Source organism: Providencia sp. PROV150, assembly GCF_028481025.1.
Taxonomy (GTDB): domain Bacteria; phylum Pseudomonadota; class Gammaproteobacteria; order Enterobacterales; family Enterobacteriaceae; genus Providencia; species Providencia hangzhouensis.
Genome location: NZ_JAMPPJ010000018.1, coordinates 1 through 20,122, shown reverse-complemented (window position 1 = coordinate 20,122; position 20,122 = coordinate 1). Strand labels below are relative to the sequence as shown.

The 20,122-nt window shown below is 42.7% G+C and carries 19 protein-coding genes and 1 tRNA gene; 3 read left to right on the top strand and 17 right to left on the bottom strand.

Annotated features, from left to right (window positions below; all coding sequences use genetic code 11):
- Positions 1–145 precede the first annotated feature (145 nt).
- On the top strand, positions 146–745 hold the full coding sequence (locus tag PSE83_RS13290) for a LysM-like peptidoglycan-binding domain-containing protein (RefSeq protein WP_004905980.1): 600 nt from the start codon (positions 146–148) through the stop codon (positions 743–745).
- 150 nt (positions 746–895) lie between these two features.
- The gene (locus PSE83_RS13285) at positions 896–1,645 is read left to right on the top strand and encodes a CDP-diacylglycerol diphosphatase (RefSeq protein ID WP_272660909.1); all 750 of its coding nucleotides are present in this window, start codon (positions 896–898) and stop codon (positions 1,643–1,645) included.
- Positions 1,646–1,742: 97 nt separating this feature from the next.
- On the opposite strand, the gene rplI is transcribed toward PSE83_RS13285, so the two are convergent.
- From rplI to tsaE, 16 genes are all read right to left on the bottom strand, one after another.
- Positions 1,743–2,192: a 50S ribosomal protein L9 gene (rplI, locus tag PSE83_RS13280; RefSeq protein ID WP_004905983.1), complete on the bottom strand. Its 450-nt coding sequence runs from the start codon at positions 2,190–2,192 to the stop codon at positions 1,743–1,745.
- Positions 2,193–2,230: 38 nt separating this feature from the next.
- Positions 2,231–2,458 (bottom strand): 30S ribosomal protein S18, encoded by a 228-nt coding sequence (gene rpsR, locus PSE83_RS13275; RefSeq protein ID WP_000135199.1) that lies wholly within the window; start codon positions 2,456–2,458, stop codon positions 2,231–2,233.
- Between the two features lie 4 nt (positions 2,459–2,462).
- On the bottom strand, positions 2,463–2,780 hold the full coding sequence (gene priB, locus PSE83_RS13270; RefSeq protein WP_036958791.1) for a primosomal replication protein N: 318 nt from the start codon (positions 2,778–2,780) through the stop codon (positions 2,463–2,465).
- Positions 2,781–2,788: 8 nt separating this feature from the next.
- Complete coding sequence (gene rpsF, locus PSE83_RS13265) at positions 2,789–3,184, bottom strand: 30S ribosomal protein S6 (RefSeq protein ID WP_004905988.1); 396 nt, start codon at positions 3,182–3,184, stop codon at positions 2,789–2,791.
- Between the two features lie 155 nt (positions 3,185–3,339).
- Positions 3,340–4,089 carry a 23S rRNA (guanosine(2251)-2'-O)-methyltransferase RlmB gene (rlmB, locus tag PSE83_RS13260; RefSeq protein ID WP_004905989.1) on the bottom strand — a complete coding sequence of 250 codons (750 nt, stop codon included), beginning with the start codon at positions 4,087–4,089 and terminating at the stop codon, positions 3,340–3,342.
- A 101-nt stretch (positions 4,090–4,190) separates the two neighbouring features.
- Positions 4,191–6,659, bottom strand: a complete 2,469-nt coding sequence (rnr, locus tag PSE83_RS13255) for a ribonuclease R (RefSeq protein ID WP_036958793.1) — start codon at positions 6,657–6,659, stop codon at positions 4,191–4,193.
- Between the two features lie 42 nt (positions 6,660–6,701).
- Positions 6,702–7,124 (bottom strand): nitric oxide-sensing transcriptional repressor NsrR, encoded by a 423-nt coding sequence (nsrR, locus tag PSE83_RS13250; RefSeq protein WP_004907407.1) that lies wholly within the window; start codon positions 7,122–7,124, stop codon positions 6,702–6,704.
- 331 nt (positions 7,125–7,455) lie between these two features.
- Positions 7,456–8,757 (bottom strand): adenylosuccinate synthase, encoded by a 1,302-nt coding sequence (locus PSE83_RS13245; protein WP_004905994.1) that lies wholly within the window; start codon positions 8,755–8,757, stop codon positions 7,456–7,458.
- Between the two features lie 280 nt (positions 8,758–9,037).
- Complete coding sequence (gene hflC / locus PSE83_RS13240; protein ID WP_004905999.1) at positions 9,038–10,039, bottom strand: protease modulator HflC; 1,002 nt, start codon at positions 10,037–10,039, stop codon at positions 9,038–9,040.
- A 2-nt stretch (positions 10,040–10,041) separates the two neighbouring features.
- The gene (gene hflK, locus PSE83_RS13235; RefSeq protein WP_094961668.1) at positions 10,042–11,247 is read right to left on the bottom strand and encodes an FtsH protease activity modulator HflK; all 1,206 of its coding nucleotides are present in this window, start codon (positions 11,245–11,247) and stop codon (positions 10,042–10,044) included.
- A 133-nt stretch (positions 11,248–11,380) separates the two neighbouring features.
- Complete coding sequence (gene hflX / locus PSE83_RS13230; protein ID WP_004906004.1) at positions 11,381–12,661, bottom strand: ribosome rescue GTPase HflX; 1,281 nt, start codon at positions 12,659–12,661, stop codon at positions 11,381–11,383.
- Between the two features lie 92 nt (positions 12,662–12,753).
- Complete coding sequence (gene hfq, locus PSE83_RS13225; protein WP_004906005.1) at positions 12,754–13,047, bottom strand: RNA chaperone Hfq; 294 nt, start codon at positions 13,045–13,047, stop codon at positions 12,754–12,756.
- A gap of 107 nt (positions 13,048–13,154) precedes the next feature.
- Positions 13,155–14,096: a tRNA (adenosine(37)-N6)-dimethylallyltransferase MiaA gene (miaA, locus tag PSE83_RS13220; RefSeq protein ID WP_004906008.1), complete on the bottom strand. Its 942-nt coding sequence runs from the start codon at positions 14,094–14,096 to the stop codon at positions 13,155–13,157.
- The gene (mutL, locus tag PSE83_RS13215; RefSeq protein ID WP_272660908.1) at positions 14,089–16,059 is read right to left on the bottom strand and encodes a DNA mismatch repair endonuclease MutL; all 1,971 of its coding nucleotides are present in this window, start codon (positions 16,057–16,059) and stop codon (positions 14,089–14,091) included. Before mutL ends, miaA begins: the two co-directional genes overlap by 8 nt.
- A gap of 9 nt (positions 16,060–16,068) precedes the next feature.
- Positions 16,069–17,349 (bottom strand): N-acetylmuramoyl-L-alanine amidase AmiB, encoded by a 1,281-nt coding sequence (amiB, locus tag PSE83_RS13210; RefSeq protein ID WP_164565614.1) that lies wholly within the window; start codon positions 17,347–17,349, stop codon positions 16,069–16,071.
- A gap of 14 nt (positions 17,350–17,363) precedes the next feature.
- On the bottom strand, positions 17,364–17,828 hold the full coding sequence (gene tsaE / locus PSE83_RS13205) for a tRNA (adenosine(37)-N6)-threonylcarbamoyltransferase complex ATPase subunit type 1 TsaE (RefSeq protein WP_004907392.1): 465 nt from the start codon (positions 17,826–17,828) through the stop codon (positions 17,364–17,366).
- 287 nt (positions 17,829–18,115) lie between these two features.
- Here tsaE and queG point away from each other — a divergent pair, with 287 nt between their 5' ends.
- Positions 18,116–19,297 (top strand): tRNA epoxyqueuosine(34) reductase QueG, encoded by a 1,182-nt coding sequence (queG, locus tag PSE83_RS13200; protein ID WP_272660907.1) that lies wholly within the window; start codon positions 18,116–18,118, stop codon positions 19,295–19,297.
- Between the two features lie 686 nt (positions 19,298–19,983).
- Here queG and PSE83_RS13195 read toward each other — a convergent pair.
- Positions 19,984–20,059, bottom strand: a tRNA-Gly gene (locus PSE83_RS13195).
- Between the last annotated feature and the right edge of the window lie 63 nt (positions 20,060–20,122).

The window sequence follows — 20,122 nt, the reverse complement described above, 5'->3', positions numbered from 1 at the left end:
TCTAAAGAATAAAACTGATTGATTCCCGACAAATTTATTCAGTGTTCTCTGAAAAATTCAGCCCAACGCTAAAAAAGCCTAAAAAGGGTGCTAGTATGCGTATTAATACGGTCTAATTTACTCATTGCCTCATCAAGGAGGAGTGATGTTTAAACTTTCAAAATTTCATCGCTATGGTATTGCACTGCTCGCTTTAATTGTCGTGGTCGCTTTTTTTTGGCCTGCAAGCGAAAAATCCCCCAGCGATATTGTTCAAAACCAGCCTATTGTTATCCCACCACCTACTACCCCTGAGGTTGTGCCTGAACCGACTATTACACCGCCGATACCAGAGCCTGTTCCAACACCTGAAGGTAATTCCCCTCTTTTACCTACTGAGCCCGAAATTATCCCAGAACCTATTGAGCCTGAACCTAATGAGCATACGACGGTAATATCACCAGAAAAAACGCCTGAGCCCAAAACAACTCGCCCTTCAGCTAATGAATGGCAAAACTACCGAGTACAAAAAGGGAAGACGCTCGCACAACTCTTTCGTGATAATAACTTACAAGCCAATGACGCTTTTATTATGGCTCGCGTTGAAGGGGCTGAGAAACCACTGAGTAATTTACGCCAAGGGCAAAAAATTCGTCTGAAAGCAAATACAAAAGGTGAAGTTCAATTATTAGAAACTACTGGCTCTGATGGGAAAACTTATAGTTTCGCGCGGTTAAGTGACGGAAGCTATTACCGTACACCTTAGTTTAAACACCGACTTTAGGGTAGCATCCCGCTACCCTAATACTTAGTCTGAATTTGCACTATTTACCCCACCTTGGCTTAACAATATATAAATTTAGCGATATATAATAAATAGTCTCTCTCACTAACATGTTAAGCGATAAAAACTATCATGCTAAAGCGCAAATGGATTAACATATTTTTAGGTGTGGCTCTTTTATTACTTATCGTGATTGTTAGCTATATTTCATGGTTCAAGATCAATTCAAATGCGCTGTGGAACATCGTTAATACTCAATGTATTCCATTACTTCCAACAACACTGCCCTGCTTGAAAGTAGAACAGGAAAAACACTATGTATTATTCAAAGATAAAAAAGGGCCTTTACACAACTTAATTATCCCGACGGAAAAGATCACAGGGATAGAATCTAGCCAATTATTGGAACAAAACTCACCCGACTATTTTGCTATCGCTTGGCAAGAAAGGGGCAGTTTGTCACAACAAACAACCCACCCAATTCCTGAACATTTATTGGCCATTGCGGTAAACTCCCAATATGGTCGCTCCCAAGACCAACTCCATATTCATATTGCCTGCTTAAAACCTGAGATAAATGAAACGCTTAATCAACTTTCATCAACAATAACAACACATTGGGCTTCTTTATCTTCTAAACTAGCGGGTCATCATTACTTAGCCAAAAAATTTCCGGAAGGCTCACCCCATGTAGAAAATTCGTTTCATCAACTAAACGAATATGTCATCAAGCATCACGATAAAATAGGTAATTTTGGCCTAGCAATGGTACAGCTTAAAGATGGCTCTAAGATATTACTTGCCAACCGATTGAATTTTTGGGATTTGAACTTAGGTTCTGCGGGTGAATTACTCGACTACCAATGCTTAGCTAATCAATAAATACAAAAATATTGTCTAGAAAATAAAAAACACCGGACTTAGCCGGTGTTTTTATTCGCATCATGGATAACCCAGTGATGCATATCATCATTATTGATTACTCAGCAACGATGATAACGTTCAGCTCTGCGAAAACATCGCTGTGTAACTGGAAGTGAACTTCGTGGTCACCAGTAGTACGCAGAACGCCGTTTGGCAGGCGAACTTCGCTTTTCGCGATTTGAACGCCAGCCGCAGTAATTGCGTCAGCGATATCACGAGTACCGATTGAACCGAACAGTTTACCTTCGTCACCAGCTTTAGAAGCTAAAGTTACAGAACCCAGAGCAGTAACAGCTGCTGCACGAGCCTGTGCTGCTGCCAGAACGTCAGCTAATTTAGCTTCCAGTTCAGCGCGGCGAGCTTCGAAGAATTCGATGTTTTTCTTAGTCGCAGGAACAGCTTTGCCCTGTGGAACTAAGAAGTTACGAGCATAGCCCGATTTAACGTTAACCTGATCACCCAGGCTACCTAGGTTAGCTACTTTATCAAGCAGAATAACTTGCATTACCTTATCCTCTATTAGTCGTTAATGGACTGTACCAATTACTGATGACGATCAGTGTATGGTAACAGAGACAGGTAGCGAGCGCGCTTGATAGCACGAGCGAGCTGGCGTTGATATTTTGCACGAGTACCGGTGATACGGCTTGGTACAATTTTACCACTTTCAGTGATATAGTTTTTCAGCGTTGCGATATCTTTATAGTCGATCTCTTGAACGCCTTCCGCTGTGAAACGGCAGAACTTGCGACGACGGAAATAACGTGCCATATGGCTAGTCTCCAGAATCTATCAAATCAATCTGCTCGGCATGGAGGACAATCTTGCTGATCCCATTGCGCCCTTGATGGGTACTAATGAAACCGCTTACTGTAATCCAACTGCCGACCGTTATACTGTGAGTATGGGCTTGTAAGGTTTGTCCGCTGGCGATAATGGGCATTCTGCACCATGCTTGCCTTGACAGTCCTGCTTCCAGCTGCTGTGAACGATGTTCTAAAACAAACTGGCAGTGAGGAATGCCTGACGGACTCACTTTTCGAATCAATGCTTTACAGACTGTGCCTGTTAACACCAAACGATTAGTGGTCACCTGCGCAATTACTCTTCAGAATCCCCAGTTTCTTCTACTTCTTCATCCTGATATTCATCAGACATGTCACGGCCACGACGTTCGTCTTTAGCTTTGACCATTGGAGAAGCTTCTGTTACTGCGTGTTTTAAGCGCATAACCATGCTGCGGATAACGGCATCGTTGAAGCGGAAGTTAGTTTCCAGCTCATCAATCGCTTCCTGCGGCGCTTCTACGTTCAGAAGAACATAGTGTGCTTTGTGCAGTTTATTGATTGGGTAAGCCAGTTGACGGCGGCCCCAGTCTTCCAGACGGTGAATCTGACCTTGTGCGTTAGTGATAACAGCACTGTAACGCTCGATCATGCCCGGAACCTGTTCGCTTTGGTCAGGATGGACCATAAAAACGATTTCGTAATGACGCATTAGTAGTTGCTCCTTACGGATTATTAGCCTCCTGTCTGGGTTAACCGCGGCCCGCGGAGGCAAGGAACTTATTGAGTGCGGCTAAAAAATTGACGCGTAACTATACCCATCCCTGAGATAAAACTCAAGAGATGGATACCGTTTTACATTAAATATTATTTTTCTACAGAAACAGGTAAGCGCTGACGCACCGCTTCAAATAAACAAACCCCTGTCGCCACTGACACATTTAATGATGACACAGAGCCCGCCATTGGAATACTAATTAACTCATCACAGTGCTCACGAGTTAAACGGCGCATGCCTTCGCCTTCAGCTCCCATAACCAAGGCTATCGAGCCGGTTAATTTGCTTTGGTATAAATTATGGTCAGCTTCACCCGCCGTTCCCACAATCCATACATTGTATTCTTGTAGCAAACGCAATGTCCTTGCCAGATTCGTCACACGAATAAGTGGAACATTTTCTGCCGCGCCACAGGCCACTTTTTTCGCGGTTGCATTAAGCTGAGCAGATTTATCTTTAGGAACAATCACAGCATGAACGCCAGCGGCATCAGCGCTACGTAAACACGCGCCTAAGTTATGTGGGTCTGTTACGCCATCTAATACTAATAAAAATGGCGATGATGTGTTCTCCAATAAATCAGGCAGATCACCTTCTTGATACTGTTTACCCGGTAATACTTTCGCAATGATACCTTGGTGAACGGCGCCTTCGGTTTGGCTATCCATCCATTGACGGTTCGCCACTTGAACAACAACACCTAACGCTTCGATTTCATGCACCAGCGGCATTAATCGGCGGTCTTCACGACCTTTCAAAATATAGACTTCTTTAATGCGTTGCGGTGAACGCTCAAGTAAGGCTTTCACTGCGTGAATGCCATAAATCATTTCGCTCATAAATTTCTTATTTATATTAATAAATAGTAAAGTGGCGTGTTAGCGCCACTTTGGTTAATAACGATGGTTAATAACGATGGTTAATAACTACAGCAATACCATTATCCCTCTTGTTTTTGGGATTTTTTTGCAACGCGTTTAGCTTTTAATTTTGCTGTAATTTTTCTGGTTTTATCGGAAGGCTTTTTGCCTTTTCCTTTCCCTTTCGCCTCTGGCTTAGCCTCAGCTTTTTTTCCTTTTTTATCGGAACGACGAAATGCAGAATCAGGCTCGAAGTTTTTATCTTTACTCGCATCCGCTTTTCGACGAGCTGGGCGTGTAGCATTTTTAACTTCTTGCTTCATTTTGTCCCGCGCCGTTTTGCCCGGGTTTTTCGCTTTACGAGTGGTTGAAATTAATGCGAAATCGATGGTGCGTTCATCCATATGCACCGCTTCAACACGAATTTCCACTTCATCGCCAAGACGGTAAGTGGTACCTGATGATTCACCAATTAAACGCTGACCGACCGCATCATAACGATAGTAGTCATTATCCAACGTTGAAATATGCACTAAACCATCAATAAATAAATCATTAAGGCGAACAAAGAAGCCAAAACCGGTCACACTGGTAATTAAACCTGTAAAGGTTTGGCCTACTTGGTCCTGCATGAAATCACATTTCAGCCAGTCAGCCACATCACGTGTTGCTTCATCAGCACGGCGCTCAGTCATTGAGCAGTGCTCGCCAAGCTGTAACATGCTATCCATGTCTGAATGCCAGCCACCCGTTTCCGTCCAGCGTTTATCTGAATGACCATGTTCTTTAGCCAGCAGATATTTTATCCCGCGGTGTAACGTCAGATCTGGGTAACGACGAATTGGTGATGTAAAGTGAGCATACGATTTCAAACCTAGACCAAAGTGACCGCGATTTTCAGGATCATAAATCGCTTGTTTCATCGATCGTAAAATCATGGTTTGTAGTAATTCATGATCAGGGCGTTCAGCCACTTCATTCATTACCTGCGCATAATCTTTCGGCTCAGGCTTCATTCCGCCCGGCAAAGTCAACCCTAATTCACTAAAAACAGAGCGTAAATTCATCACGCTTTCTTCTTTAGGGCGGTCATGCACACGGTACAATGCAGGCTCTTCATTTTTCTCAACGAACCGAGCCGCCGCAATGTTAGCCAAAATCATGCACTCTTCAATCAATTTATGTGCATCATTGCGCTCTACTGGCTCAATACTTTCAATACGTCGCTCCGCATTAAAAATAAATTTCGCTTCTTCAGATTCAAAAGAAATCGCACCACGCTCAATACGTGCAGCATCAAGTGCTTTATATAATTGATGCAAATGCTCAATATGTGGCACTAGCGCTTTATAGTGCTCGCGCAGTTCTTCGTCTCCTTCCAAGATTTTCCATACTTTTGTATAAGTTAACCTTGCATGAGAACTCATAACCGCTTCATAGAACTTGTATGAAGAAAGCTTACCAGATGCCGACACCGTCATTTCACACACCATACACAGGCGGTCAACACCAGGGTTAAGTGAGCACAGACCGTTCGATAAGACTTCCGGTAGCATAGGAACGACTTGAGATGGGAAATATACCGAATTACCGCGGCTACGCGCTTCTGTATCCAGAGCCGTTTGTGGGCGGACATAATAGCTTACATCCGCAATCGCCACCCATAAGCGCCAGCCACCGCCTTTCTTCGGTGCACAGTACACTGCATCATCAAAGTCACGAGCATCTTCACCATCAATCGTGACTAACGGTAAGTCGCGTAAATCCACGCGCCCTTTTTTCGCAGACTCAGGGACATGTTCACTTAGGTCAGCGACTTGTTTTTCAACTTGTGGTGGCCATGAATGTGGGATTTCATGAGTACGTAAAGCGATTTCCACCGCCATACCTGTGCCCATTGTTTCGCCTAATACTTCAATGATATTCCCCACCGCTTGCGAGCGACGTTGTGGACGAGTGACTAATTCAACCACCACCACATTACCCATTCGAGCGCCAAGAACACGATCTTTCGGTATCAAAATATCAAAGCTTAAACGGCTATCATCCGGTACGACAAACCCCATCCCCGATTCGATAAAATAGCGACCAACAATTTGGTTATTACGCGGCTCTAACACACGAACAACCCGAACTTCTGTACGCCCTTTACGATCTTGCCCATAAGGTTGCGCCAAGATAACGTCCCCATGCATGGCGCGTTTCATTTCATCTTGAGATAAATAGTAATCTTCCTTTTTACCATCAACACGTAGGAAGCCGTAACCATCACGGTGGCCAATGACTTTCCCTTTTAATAAGTCTAAACGCTCCGGTAATGCATAACACTGACGGCGAGTGAAGACCAGTTGACCATCACGTTCCATGGCTCTTAACCGACGACGTAATGCCTCTAATTCATCTTCTGTCGATAAATTCAATAATTGTGCGATTTCTTCGCGGTTAGCTGGTGCAGTACGCTTCGAGATAAGGTCAAGAATATATTCTCGACTTGGAATTGGGGACTCGTATTTTTCTGCTTCTCTTTCCTGAAAAGGATCTTGTGACATCGTTACCTCCGTTGTCATCAGAATTCATAACTACCGCAAATGCTAATCAAGCAGTAGTTGATAGAGCGGGCTGTTATCTTTCACCATGTCCGCCAGCGTGTATTGATCAAGTTCTTGTAAAAACTGCTGTATTGCTTGGTGTAGCACACCTTTTAAACGACACGCAGGTGTAATGTGGCAAAACTCGCCACTACAATTAACAAGAGTCAGGGGTTCTAATGCTCTAACAACGTCCCCTATACGAATTGATTCTGCTGGTTGTCCTAGTGTAATCCCGCCATTTTTGCCACGAGTGGCTTTAATATAACCTAAGTGACTGAGTTGATTAATAATTTTTACCATATGGTTACGAGATACACCGTAGACCTCGGTGACCTCAGTAATACTGGTCATTTTCCCTTCACCCAGAGAAGCCAGATAAATAAGAGCTCGTAACCCATAATCTGTAAAACTAGTCAGTTGCACAATCACCTCAAAATTTTAGCTATAACGCTGTTGGCCGCAAATCAGTGGCCTAAAAACATGTGACTTCTTTTAAAATTCACATTTACTATTTCTAACCCAACACATTCAGTTTTCTGAATAAAATATAGCATGCTAATAAATTATATGTTGCTAAATACAGTTTAACGTATAACACAGGTCAAATATGCATTTAATTGCACAGAATTTGCACACAAAAGTGACTTAATTCAATCATTATGGGGAATTTTGACTGTTTTATCAAAGAAGCGACATATTGGAAGGAGGTAAAGCAGTAAAAAAACTGCGCCCGTTTAAGGCGCAGTCAGTGTTATTACTCAACATCAAATGGATCACGCAGGATCATGGTCTCTGAACGATCTGGGCCCGTTGAAATAATATCAACTGGAATACCCGTGAGTTCTTCAACACGTTCGATGTAATTCAGAGCTGCTTGTGGCAGTAATTCTCTTTGTTTCACACCAAAAGTTGTTTCTTTCCAACCTGGCATTGATTCATAAACTGGCTCTAAACCATCCCACTCATCAGCAGCTAAAGGTGTTGTTTCTAACACTTTACCATCTGGACGACGGTAGCCTACACAAATTTTGACTTCTTCTAAACCGTCTAAAACATCCAGTTTAGTCATACAGAAGCCTGACAGTGAGTTGATTTGTACCGCACGATTAATCGCAACGATATCTAACCAACCAGTACGGCGTTTACGGCCTGTAGTTGCACCAAATTCTTGGCCTTTTTCACGCAGGAACTCACCCACTTCGTCAAACAGCTCAGTAGGGAATGGGCCCGCACCAACACGTGTTGAGTAAGCTTTGATGATACCTAATACGTAGTTTACATAGCGAGGACCTAAACCAGAACCAGTCGCCACACCACCAGCTGTCGTATTTGAAGAGGTTACATAAGGATACGTACCGTGGTCGATATCTAATAATGTCCCTTGTGCGCCTTCAAACATCACTAATTCATTCTTCTGATTTGCTTTATAGAGCAGATCAGAAACATCAATTACCATGCCAGTTAAGATATCAGCCACAGCCATAATATCATCTAACGTTTTTTGGTAATCAACAGCAGGTTCTTTATAGTAATGAACAAGTTGGAAGTTGTGGTATTCAACGATTTCTTTTAATTTTTCTGCAAACGTTGCTTTATCGAATAAATCACCAACGCGCAAACCACGACGTGCAACTTTATCTTCATAAGCAGGACCAATACCACGACCTGTTGTCCCAATCGCTTTGGAACCACGTGCTTTTTCACGCGCATTATCTAATGCGATATGATAAGGCAGGATCAGTGGGCATGCTTCAGAAAGACGTAAACGTTCCCGAACAGGAACACCGCGGTCTTCCAATTCTTTCATCTCTTTCATTAATGCGTCTGGCGCTAAAACAACACCATTAGCAATAATGCTGATGACATTTTCACGAAGAATACCGGATGGAATTAAGTGGAGAACGGTTTTTTCACCGTTTACAACAAGAGTATGGCCAGCATTATGGCCGCCCTGATAGCGAACTACATATTTAGCACGCTCTGTCAGCAAGTCAACGATCTTGCCCTTCCCTTCGTCACCCCATTGGGTGCCCAGTACGACAACGTTCTTACCCATTTTGAAATACACTCGGTTGCTTAAAAATGAATTCTACCATCAAAAATGAACTGTTCCAGTGATATTTTGGCAATACAAAAATTTTTTTCTGGAAAGCAAGTAAAATGGTATTTTTTATTTCTGCCGTAAACTCAAAATGAATGCCATCAGTTGAGCAGCTCAAATTTTCCCTGAAAAATCCTATACTTAAAACGACAGGCGAAAAAAAGCCCACCGAAGCGGGCTTTTCTTTAATAGATTAACAGTTATTTTGCTAGGTTGCACGCAACTTAGCTTGTTATTAATCTGTCGCGCGAAGCTTAGTTGGTGCCTTCATAAAGCGGAAGAAATCAGTGTCTGGGCTTAATACCATCACGTCTTCACCACTCTTGAAGCTTTGCTCATAGGCACGCAAGCTACGAATAAACGCATAGAACTCGGGATCTTGGTTGAATGCATCAGCAAACAGTTTCGTTGCCATCGCATCACCCTCACCTCGGTAAGTTAGGGCGGTACGTTCTGCTTCAGCCAACGTTTCTGTTACTGTTTTATCTGCAACAGCGCGGATCTTAGTCGCTTCTTCTTGACCTTGTGAACGATGTTGACGTGCAACTGCTTCACGTTCTGCACGCATACGCGCATAGATAGCTTCAGAAACTTCGTTTGGCAGCTCAATACGTTTAATACGTACATCGACAACCTCGATACCTAACGCCGCCATACTGTTTGCATTCACAACCAGTGGCTTCAGGTTCGTTTCCTCTTCAACACGTTTTGCTGCATCCGCAATCGCTGCATCCGCTTCTTTTGTTGAGTCGTCAATTGCAGTACCTTTGTTCAAAGCATCACGCACATCAACAGTTAAACGACCACGTGAATCAGTGATAATGTCTTTAACGCTTAAACGACCAAACTCAGAACGTAAACGGTCACTAAATTTACGTTTTAACAGGGTTTCCGCTTGGAATGGATTACCACCGCCAGTCGCTACATAGTAACGACTGAAATCAGTCACGCGCCATTTCAGGTAGGAGTCCACCATTAAGTCTTTGTTTTCACTTGTCAGATAGCGGTCAGCTTGAATTTCAAGAGTCTGAATACGTGCATCCAACATTTTCACAGTTTCAATAAATGGAACTTTGAAATGCAGACCCGGCTCATAAATGATCGGTTTGTTTTCAGAGTCACGTAGAACTTTACCAAAACGCAATACGATACCGCGGTCAGTTTGAGGAACAATAAAGATAGATGCGTATGCAACTGCCAAGATGGCAATAACGATAACAATTAGCGATTTACGCATGATTATTGTCTCCCTACTCTAACAGCATCACCACGAACAGCGTTGTTTGGCTGTGCTGGTGTTGCAGCAGATGATGACGAACTATTGCTTGGCGTCGCCATTCTTGCTGACGGATTAGCTTTTGACGTTGAAGCCGCATCTGAATTTGTACCGCGCATGATTTGATCCAGCGGCAGCACTAACATGCTGTTGCTCTTATCATTCGCAATCACTTTACGTGTATTACTTAACACACGCTCCATTGTGTCGATATACAAACGCTCACGGGTGATTTCTGGCGCAGCACGATATTCAGGTAACATTTTCGCAAAACTTGCCACCTCACCCTCTGCTTTGAAGACCACACTCGCTTTATACGCTTCGGCTTCTTCAATTAGGCGTTGTGCGTTACCTTTTGCCAGAGGAAGAACTTCATTTCGATAAGCGTGCGCTTCACGAATGGTTTTTTGTTCTTCTTCCCTTGCTGAGATTACGTCATCAAATGCCGCTTTAACATCTTCAGGTGGACGCGCTGCTTGGAAGTTAACGTCAAGCAGTGTGATACCCATCTTGTATGGTGCAATTGTTGCTTCGAGCTCTTTTTGTGTAACATCACGGATAAAAGCACGATTCGTAGTCAGTACTTGCTCCATCGCAGACTGACCGATTACACCACGCACAGCACTATCTAGCGCCTGACGCAGACTATTGTCTGGGTTTGTGACACTAAATAAATATTGCGCAGGGTCGGTAACACGATATTGAACGTTCATTTCAACGCGGATCACGTTTTCATCTGACGTTAACATCATGCCATTTGTCGCTTGTTCACGTACGGTTTCTACGTTGACAGGAATGACCCTATCAATGAAGGTTGGTTTCCAGTTCAAACCAGGCCCAACAATACCACTATATTCACCAAAACGTAATACTACGCCACGGTCACTTTCTTTGATGGTGTAGAAGCCTGAACCTGCCCATACAACAACGATAGCAGCAAGAGCTAACATACCTAAACGGCCACTGATTTGTGATGGTTGTTTATTATCACCATCACCACCGCCGCCTTTATTTCCACCAAGCTTGCTGCCTAGTTTACGAAAGAGATCGTCGAGATCATAAGCCCCACGTTTTCGACCACCTTTGTTCCCGCCAGAGTTGCCGCCTTTATTGCCGCTTCCCCACGGATCGCGGTCTTGTCCGTCATTACCGGGCTGATTCCACGCCATGTTTTAGCTCCATTCTTTATGATTGATTTTCAGGGCTAAGAGCGATAGGGCTCTTAATATCAATTCCATTGCCTAACTATATTATTAACGGCCAAATTATTAACGGCCAAAGCATTATTAATAACCAAAGCGATTAAATAACATAGTCAGGTAATTGCTGCTCTTGTTTGCACAGACGCCGCCAATCCACCATTGGCATACGCACCTCAAGGCCAATTGAGCCGTCTTCTTCCTGCCATTCACGTTCGATTGACTGAAGTTGATAGAAACGGCTACGTAAACGGCCTTCATTCGGTGGTAAACGCAATTCAACATGTGCGATTTCACCTGAAAGACGTTCCGTCAATGCCTGTAGCAACAATGGGATACCATCACCCGTTTGCGCTGAAACCCAGACACGAACCGGCTTGTTATCCTCATCTCTGTCAATACGCGGGACAAAATCCTCCAGCATATCAACTTTGTTCATCACTAAAAGTGTTGGTATTTCATCCGCTTCGATTTCTTCTAACACACTTTCAACTGCATGAATATTTTCATCCAAGCGATTGTCAGCTGCATCGATAACGTGCAGCAATAACGTTGCTTCACGTGTTTCTTGCAGGGTTGCTTTAAAAGCTGCAACCAAATCATGGGGTAAATGGCGGATAAAACCCACAGTATCTGCAAGAACGACAACACCAACATCTTCTACATCAATACGACGAAGTGTTGGGTCAAGTGTTGCAAATAACTGGTCAGCAGCATAAACATCAGCGGCCGTCATGCGGTTAAACAAGCTAGACTTACCAGCATTGGTATAACCGACAAGCGAAATAGTCGGGATATCTGCCTTACTTCTCGCTTGACGCCCTTGTTCACGCTGTTTTTCCACCCGACTAAGACGAGATAAGATTTGTTTAATTTTATCTCTTAATAGCCGACGGTCAGTTTCAAGTTGAGTTTCACCGGGGCCTCGTAAACCAATCCCGCCTTTTTGTCGCTCTAAGTGCGTCCATCCCCTCACTAAGCGAGTCGATAAATGCCTTAATTGAGCCAATTCAACTTGAAGCTTACCTTCGTGTGTACGTGCGCGTTGAGCAAAAATATCTAAAATTACCCCTGTACGGTCAACCACCTTACATTGGCAAATCCTTTCGAGATTACGTTCTTGAGCAGGGCTTAGAGTATGATTAAACAACACCACATCTGCACCACTTTCCTCAACAGCTTGGGCAATTTCTTCTGCTTTACCTTCCCCAACAAAAAACTTTGGATGAGGAGCTTTACGACTGCCCGTGACTATTTGTACTGGTTTTACCCCAGCAGATGTCACAAGTGACTCAAATTCTGCCAGATTATCAACGTCTTTCTCTTGAGAAAAAAAGACATGGACTAATACAGCTAGTTCACCGCCTTCATACCTATCAAACAAGGTGTAACCTCTTAGGCTAAACAATAATTGCAAAGGAAAAACACAGGTACAGTCTCCCTACCCATGCTTTCCTTGTCTTTTAGCGTACAAACTTACTCAGTTACTTCGCCATCTTGCGCTGCAGGGTTACCTGAATGGTAATTACCATTACCAGTGCTACCCGCAGTACCGCTATGATGAGAAACAGGGCGAGCAGGGACAACAGTCGAGATAGCGTGTTTATAAACCATCTGGCTAACTGTGTTTTTTAATAAAATGACAAATTGGTCAAAAGACTCAATTTGCCCCTGCAATTTGATGCCATTAACGAGATAAATAGAGACCGGAACCCTTTCACGACGTAATGCGTTCAGGAACGGATCTTGCAAAGATTGCCCCTTAGCCATTCTATGTTTTCCTTATTTTGTTGTTTTTAAAAGAGAATCTTTTAGATTCCAAAAAGTAACTACTCAAAAATTGCGCTTAACGTTCTAATTGTACACAAACATCAGTCCTATGCACGCATAACCTGCATAACGGTGCTAAGCGCTTGCTGAGGTTGTTCACTATCTAGCCAATGAACATTCTCCCAGCTTCTTAACCAGGTAATTTGACGTTTTGCCAATTGGCGAGTTGCACAAATCCCCCGATAAATCATTTCATCATGGCCAATTTCACCATCTAAATATGACCACATTTGCCGATACCCCACACAACGAATTGAAGGGAGGTCAACATGTAAATCATTTCGTTGATGTAACTTGCGAACTTCTTCTTCAAAACCCGCATCTATCATCAGATGAAAACGTTGTTCTATGCGCTCATGTAAAATTTTACGATCTTGTGGCGCAATAGCAAACTGAAACACATTATAAGGTAATTCTTCCCCTGCTGTTTGTATCATTTCAGTCAAAGTTTGTCCCGAAATGAGATATACCTCTAAAGCACGGGATAATCTTTGTGGGTCGTTAGGATGAATCCTTGCCGCGGCAACTGGGTCAACCTCAGTAAGACGACGGTGAATTTCCCCCCACCCTTGTTCTTTCGCAATGTGTTCAATTTCAGTACGAACTGCTTGGTCAGCTGAAGGAAGAGGTGAAAGCCCTTCTAATAAGGCTTTAAAATACAACATTGTGCCGCCAACTAATAATGGAATTTTACCTTGTGAGGTAATTTCAGCCATGGCATTTAATGCGTCACGGCGAAAATCGGCAGCACTGTATGGTAGAGACGGATCGAGGATATCAATCAGACGATGGGGAGCTTGGCTGAGTTCTTCTGTTGTTGGTTTTGCTGTGCCAATATCCATCCCTCGGTAAATTAATGCCGAATCGACACTAATAATTTCCACAGGCAAATGCTTGCGAAGTTCTATCGCCAAAGCGGTTTTACCTGAGGCCGTTGGACCCATTAGGAATATTGCGTCAGGTTTTTTCTGAGTTGCTAAATCACTCATTTGTTAGTGTAGCTACCACGGATTGTAAATTAATTAATTGTAATAATGTTGGTGGAGGGTTTTTCACCCACTGCGGACATACCCGCTCAACATCAGCCAGCAACTGAACAGCCTGTGCTAAACTCCAACTTTCTTCTGTTTTAACCTGTGAAACTGCTTTAGCGAGCCATTGTGCTATATCTTCGTCAGTGACACTTTCTTTTCTCGATAAAAAATCGAGTAGCTCAGAAAAAAGCTGTGATAAATTTTGTGTTCTTAATGGTAACGATACCGTATGAATTGTTACTTTTCCATGTAATATCGTGGCTTCGATACCAAATATTGTCAATTGTTCCTTGTACCGCTGTAAAACCTCTATTTCATCATTTTTAAGTGACAATTTTAGAGGTATTAACAATGGTTGGGGCTTTAAGGCTCCACCACTCGGTGACAATTGTGACAACTTCAATAAATAATTAGCTTCCGTTAAGGATAACAGGATTAGCCCCAACGAAGACTCAATTAATGCAAAGTTTTTTGCGTAAATTGTCAATACTTTGCCAAAAAGGTAGTTATCCGCATTTTTTGCTACAGGTTGTGAGGATATTTGCGGTGAACTGATTGGGTTACGTTCAGGAAAAAGCGGTTTTTTATCTTCAGGAGCAACGGGAATGGACATTAAGCTCTGATACAGTTCGCCTGCTTTTTTGTCATAAGTTGAGCCAAACGTTTTTGCTGGTACATTTTCTGAAAAACCTGACGTTGATTTCGGCGAAGAAAAAGCGTGATTTTTAACATTATCCTTTAAGTGGCTAGCCTGCTTATAAGGTGTTTTAGGCTCTAGAAGGGTATTCTCGACTATCGTCTTGTTTTCTGCCTTATGTTGATTAGGAGCCACACTAGGAGAAGAAAAATAATTTTCCCCCGCAGAAGGTCGATTTTCCAGTTCTGTATTTACAGGTTCGATACCCGGAAGCTCATCAATAGATGCGGCTTCTAATAATACTGTTCGTACCGCTTGATAAATAAAATCATGTACCAGACGAGCTTGGTGAAAACGAACCTCATGTTTTGCTGGGTGTACGTTAACATCAACCTGTTTTGGGTCAATGGTCAAATACAGAACATAAGCTGGCTGCTGGTTTTCGTCTAAATGCCCTTCATAAGCTTGGCGAATAGCATGATTAATCAGGCGATCACGCATCATACGGCCATTGACATAGCAATATTGTGTTTCACTACCCGACGTCATTGATGGAGAAACGACCCACCCTTTGATAGCAAGATCGCTATGTTCCCAAGATAACGCCAAAGCGCCTTGCATAAAGCCCGTTCCACAAATCGTCCCAAGACGCCTCTCTTGCTGTGCCTCATCATGAGCCGCTCGGTATTGCTTTACTAATTTCCCATTGTGAGTCAGGTTGATAGCCACATCAGGGCGAGAAAGCGCAATTCGGCGAACAATTTCATCGATATGACCGAATTCAGTTTTTTCTGTGCGCATAAATTTACGACGAGCTGGCGTATTATAGAATAAATCTAATACTTCAACCGTTGTGCCATTGGGATGCGCTGCGGGTTTAACTATTACCTCCATATCCCGACCTTCGGCATAGGATTGCCATGCTTCTGTCTGGTCTGCAGGCTTTGATGTCAACGTTAAACGTGAAACAGAACTGATACTCGCTAGTGCCTCACCGCGAAACCCCATACTCATAATGGCTTCAAGATCATCTAATGTGGCAATTTTACTGGTCGCATGGCGAGCTAAAGCCAAAATCAGTTCATCTTTACGGATACCACAACCATTATCACGAATACGGATCAGTTTTTCTCCGCCGCGCTCAATGTCGATATCAATACGCGTTGCCCCTGCATCAAGACTATTCTCAACGAGCTCTTTAACCACTGACGCAGGCCTTTCAACCACCTCACCTGCTGCGATTTGGTTGGCAAGCTGTGGGGATAGAATATGTATAGCCATGCCTCCCCCTTATTGTGGCGCTGCTTGTATTGGATTCGCCAAGAAATATTGACGTAATCCTAAATGGATAGCTTCTGCGACTTTGTCTTGGAATTCATTCGATTTTAGCAACTGCTCTTCCGCTGCATTACTAATAAACCCAGTTTCGACTAAAATCGATGGGATATCAGGAGAACGCAATACACCTAAGCTTGCATGTTCAGGGGTTCTTTTGTGAATATTACCTACTTTTCGTAGCTGTTCGATCACTTTAACCGCAACATCGTACCCCACACGCTGAGAATGACCGAATTGTAAATCTAAAACGGCTTGGCTTAAGTAAGGGTCCGCGCCACTCAGTGCATCACCCGCCCCACCTAATAATTCCGATTGTTTTTCACGTTGTTCCAGCCAACTACCCAGTTCACTGTTTGCACGCCGATTAGACAATACCCATACTGATGCGCCCCGTGCACTGCTATTCGGAGCCGAGTCCGCGTGAATTGACACCAACATATTAGCCCCTTTCTTACGTGCCACATCAGAACGACCACTAACAGAAATAAAATAGTCACCGTCACGTGTCATCGCGGGCTTAAACATTGGGTCGGCTTCAAGGCGTTGGTATAATTTACGAGCGACGCTGAGAGTCACATCTTTTTCTTTATAACCATTCTTGCCTATCGCACCAGGGTCTTTTCCACCGTGCCCTGCATCAATAGCAATGACGACCTGCTTGCTACCCTTTGGCATATTTTTATATTTGGTTGGTGTTGGTGTAGCCACAGGTGCAGGGTTACTCATCTTCAATGGTTTATCTTGAGTATTATTTGCCGCTGCTTTAACCGTATTATTGGTTTGATTAAAAGAGGTAGAACCGGATGCATTTCCAGTCGATATCGTTAACACCAACTGATATTCACCTGAAACCTGTTTAAGTGCCGCTTTTGTTTTCGCTGCGCGAGATAGCTCTAAAACTAAGCGTTTGTGTTGGTTATCAGAAGGTTGGCTCGCCCGTACCAGTTTTACAAGGTCTCCTGCGGGAACTTTAAGTGGTAAACCAATAATCTCACCTCGTTGTTTGATATCAACAACAAGGCGCTCAGGTGAATGCAATGGGAAATAGGAGTAGTCGGGCTTACCATCAATAAAACTTAGCACCACTTCTGCTTGTGATGGGCTGTTATTAACTTGAATATTTGATAATGTTGCCGCTTGTGCTCCAAACAGCCACATAGCTGATGCCATAAACAAGACGAAAACAGTAAAAAAACCCTTTTTTGTTATTCTGTGGATTGATGCATTCAACATGAGCAATAGCTTCCTTAGAGTAGGGGTAATGCTTCTAACAACGACTCCCCATTGGCAGAAAAAGCAACAAAGTGAGCCTGACGCCCTTCGCCTTGATAGGTCAGATGGAGCTCAAGATCCGCTTCAGGTAAAAAACCTTTACCTTGTTGCGGCCATTCGACCAAACAGATCGAATTTCCAGAAAAATAGTCACGAATTCCCATGAATTCAAGTTCTTCAGGATCTGCTAACCGATAGAGATCAAAGTGGAAAACTTGACGATCTGCTAATTCATAGGGTTCAACCAATGTGTAAGTTGGACTTTTTACATGGCCTTGATGACCTAGCGCTTGTAAGAAACCTCGGCTAAAGGTGGTTTTCCCTGCACCAAGATCACCGTATAAGTGAATCACAGTGCTTTGATGGCAAGCCTTAGCGATAGCATTACCTAACGCAACAGTTTGCGCTTCATTGGCAAGTTGTATTGTACATTCTTTCATATTGTTCTTTTATTATGTCATTAATAGGCGGTGTCGCCTGTTTATCCTTTAAATGCATAGTTTATATTGCTGATCAAAATGCATAAAGAGATATCAACAAACATCAATATTACCGCTTATCTTAACCTAAGATGGGGCTTTTTTCTTAATTAACATTGCTTGAATGATGAGTTCAGAAATATCCTATAATTGTTCTCAATATTGACGGTATTTTTCATGCGTTTTGATGAATAACGCAGGTCATGTTAGAGTGCCAGCCGTTTTAATCTTTCTCAATATAGGATCTGATGCCAAGATACCTCAATCTCGATCTTCTCGCTCAGAATATTAAACAATGGGGTGTTGAAGCAGGTTTCCAACAAGTCGGGATCTGCGATACTGACCTTTCAGCGGAAGAGCCCAAATTACAAGCATGGCTAGATAAACAATTTCATGGTGAGATGGAATGGATGAATCGCCATGGGATGATGCGAGCCAGACCACACGAACTGCACCCTGGCACGTTACGTGTCATTAGCGTACGTATGAATTACTTGCCTGCCAAAGCCGCATTTGCTAGTACATTAAATAACCCTGAATTAGGTTATATCAGCCGTTATGCCCTAGGGCGAGACTACCACAAACTATTAAAAAAACGTCTAAAACAACTTTCAGATCGTATTTTAGACTATTGTCGTGAATTTAACGGAGTGATACTGGCCGATGGCACCACCATTGACGATCTTAATTTTCGACCTTTTGTCGACTCTGCGCCAATCTTAGAGCGCCCTCTCGCCGTCAAAGCGGGTTTAGGATGGACAGGAAAACATTCATTAGTCTTAAATCGTGAAGCAGGATCTTGGTTTTTTCTCGGTGAATTATTGATTAATTTACCCGTTTCTGTTGATAAACCTGTCGAAGAAGATTGCGGCCGCTGTGTTGCTTGTATGACAACTTGCCCAACAGGTGCAATTGTCGAACCTTACACCGTAGATGCTAGGCGCTGTATTTCTTATCTTACCATTGAGCTAGATAGTGCTATCCCTGAAGAATTTCGCCCTCTAATGGGAAATCGGATCTACGGTTGTGATGACTGCCAGCTTATTTGCCCGTGGAACCGTTTTTCCCAGCTAACTGATGAAGATGATTTCAGTCCAAGAAAGGACTTACATACACCAGAGTTGCTCGACTTGTTCTCATGGGATGAAAAAACCTTTTTAAAGGTGACCGAAGGCTCTGCAATCCGCCGCATTGGTTATATTAAGTGGTTGCGAAATATCAGTGTGGCGCTAGGTAACGCACCTTATCAAGACAGTATTGTACTGGCTTTACAAAATAGGTTGGGAATTAACGAAATGCTAGATGAGCACTTCCAATGGTCTATACAACAACAGCTTAATCAACGTAATGCAAACCAAGTCACAATTCAAACTTCACAGCAAAAACGCCTTGTACGTGCGATTAACAAAGGTTTACCGAGAGATGCATAGAAAAAAGTCAGCTATATACCTGAAATGAAGAATTGTCAAATTGATGTGAATAAAGTAAAAAGTGCTTAGCAGACAATAGGTAAAGAATTTGCAAGATGTGCTAGCCGCATTTTGACAAAATAAATCACTTAACAAATAAATCAATAAGTTACAACAGTGCTATTTAAATACTAGAATTAAATAGCACAACAGAAATTTGTTAATTAGCCTGTGGATAACTCTGTGTAATAAGTTATTTCAAATCGCGATAAAAACCCAGATTGATTGAGCGGGCTGTGGATAACTTTCTAATGGCACATTGAAAAGAAAAATACTGATTTTACGTTTACTAGCAGTACAAAAGTTACCAAAAAACAAGACTAAAATGAAAAGTGACTCGAAGTAAATAAAAAAGCATATTTTTGTTTATTATTTAAACTTCGCGTTATCATCTTAGAGATGGAAGCAAAACACCCTATTGCTAAGGGGTGGCTATTCTATGGCGACCTGAAAACGAATGCAAGAGGAAATCTTGATCTGATCCAAAAAAGATCGCAAAACCCATGTAGATCCTAGTGTTCAAGATATAAAAGGATAAAAACAGTGAACAAGCGCAATTCATATGCACACCAGGTGATTCTACTTAAGTTAAATAGGTATTGTGTAAGAATTAATTAAGAAGAAAAGTTAAGAGATTAAGAAAATATTGGAGCGGGAAACGAGACTCGAACTCGCGACCCCGACCTTGGCAAGGTCGTGCTCTACCAACTGAGCTATTCCCGCATTTGGTGGGTACTACTATCGAACTAAGAAATACTAAAATATCTAACTAAAACACTAAGAAAG

Bases quoted from the DNA above. Each gene is read 5' to 3' on its own strand.
- PSE83_RS13290 (WP_004905980.1), top strand. From the start codon at position 146: ATGTTTAAACTTTCAAAATTTCATCGCTATGGTATTGCACTGCTCGCT.
- PSE83_RS13285 (WP_272660909.1), top strand. From the start codon at position 896: ATGCTAAAGCGCAAATGGATTAACATATTTTTAGGTGTGGCTCTTTTA.
- rplI (WP_004905983.1), bottom strand. From the start codon at position 2,192: ATGCAAGTTATTCTGCTTGATAAAGTAGCTAACCTAGGTAGCCTGGGT.
- rpsR (WP_000135199.1), bottom strand. From the start codon at position 2,458: ATGGCACGTTATTTCCGTCGTCGCAAGTTCTGCCGTTTCACAGCGGAA.
- rpsF (WP_004905988.1), bottom strand. From the start codon at position 3,184: ATGCGTCATTACGAAATCGTTTTTATGGTCCATCCTGACCAAAGCGAA.
- rlmB (WP_004905989.1), bottom strand. From the start codon at position 4,089: ATGAGCGAAATGATTTATGGCATTCACGCAGTGAAAGCCTTACTTGAG.
- rnr (WP_036958793.1), bottom strand. From the start codon at position 6,659: ATGTCACAAGATCCTTTTCAGGAAAGAGAAGCAGAAAAATACGAGTCC.
- PSE83_RS13245 (WP_004905994.1), bottom strand. From the start codon at position 8,757: ATGGGTAAGAACGTTGTCGTACTGGGCACCCAATGGGGTGACGAAGGG.
- hflC (WP_004905999.1), bottom strand. From the start codon at position 10,039: ATGCGTAAATCGCTAATTGTTATCGTTATTGCCATCTTGGCAGTTGCA.
- hflK (WP_094961668.1), bottom strand. From the start codon at position 11,247: ATGGCGTGGAATCAGCCCGGTAATGACGGACAAGACCGCGATCCGTGG.
- hfq (WP_004906005.1), bottom strand. From the start codon at position 13,047: ATGGCTAAGGGGCAATCTTTGCAAGATCCGTTCCTGAACGCATTACGT.
- miaA (WP_004906008.1), bottom strand. From the start codon at position 14,096: ATGAGTGATTTAGCAACTCAGAAAAAACCTGACGCAATATTCCTAATG.
- mutL (WP_272660908.1), bottom strand. From the start codon at position 16,059: ATGGCTATACATATTCTATCCCCACAGCTTGCCAACCAAATCGCAGCA.
- amiB (WP_164565614.1), bottom strand. From the start codon at position 17,349: ATGTTGAATGCATCAATCCACAGAATAACAAAAAAGGGTTTTTTTACT.
- tsaE (WP_004907392.1), bottom strand. From the start codon at position 17,828: ATGAAAGAATGTACAATACAACTTGCCAATGAAGCGCAAACTGTTGCG.
- queG (WP_272660907.1), top strand. From the start codon at position 18,116: ATGCCAAGATACCTCAATCTCGATCTTCTCGCTCAGAATATTAAACAA.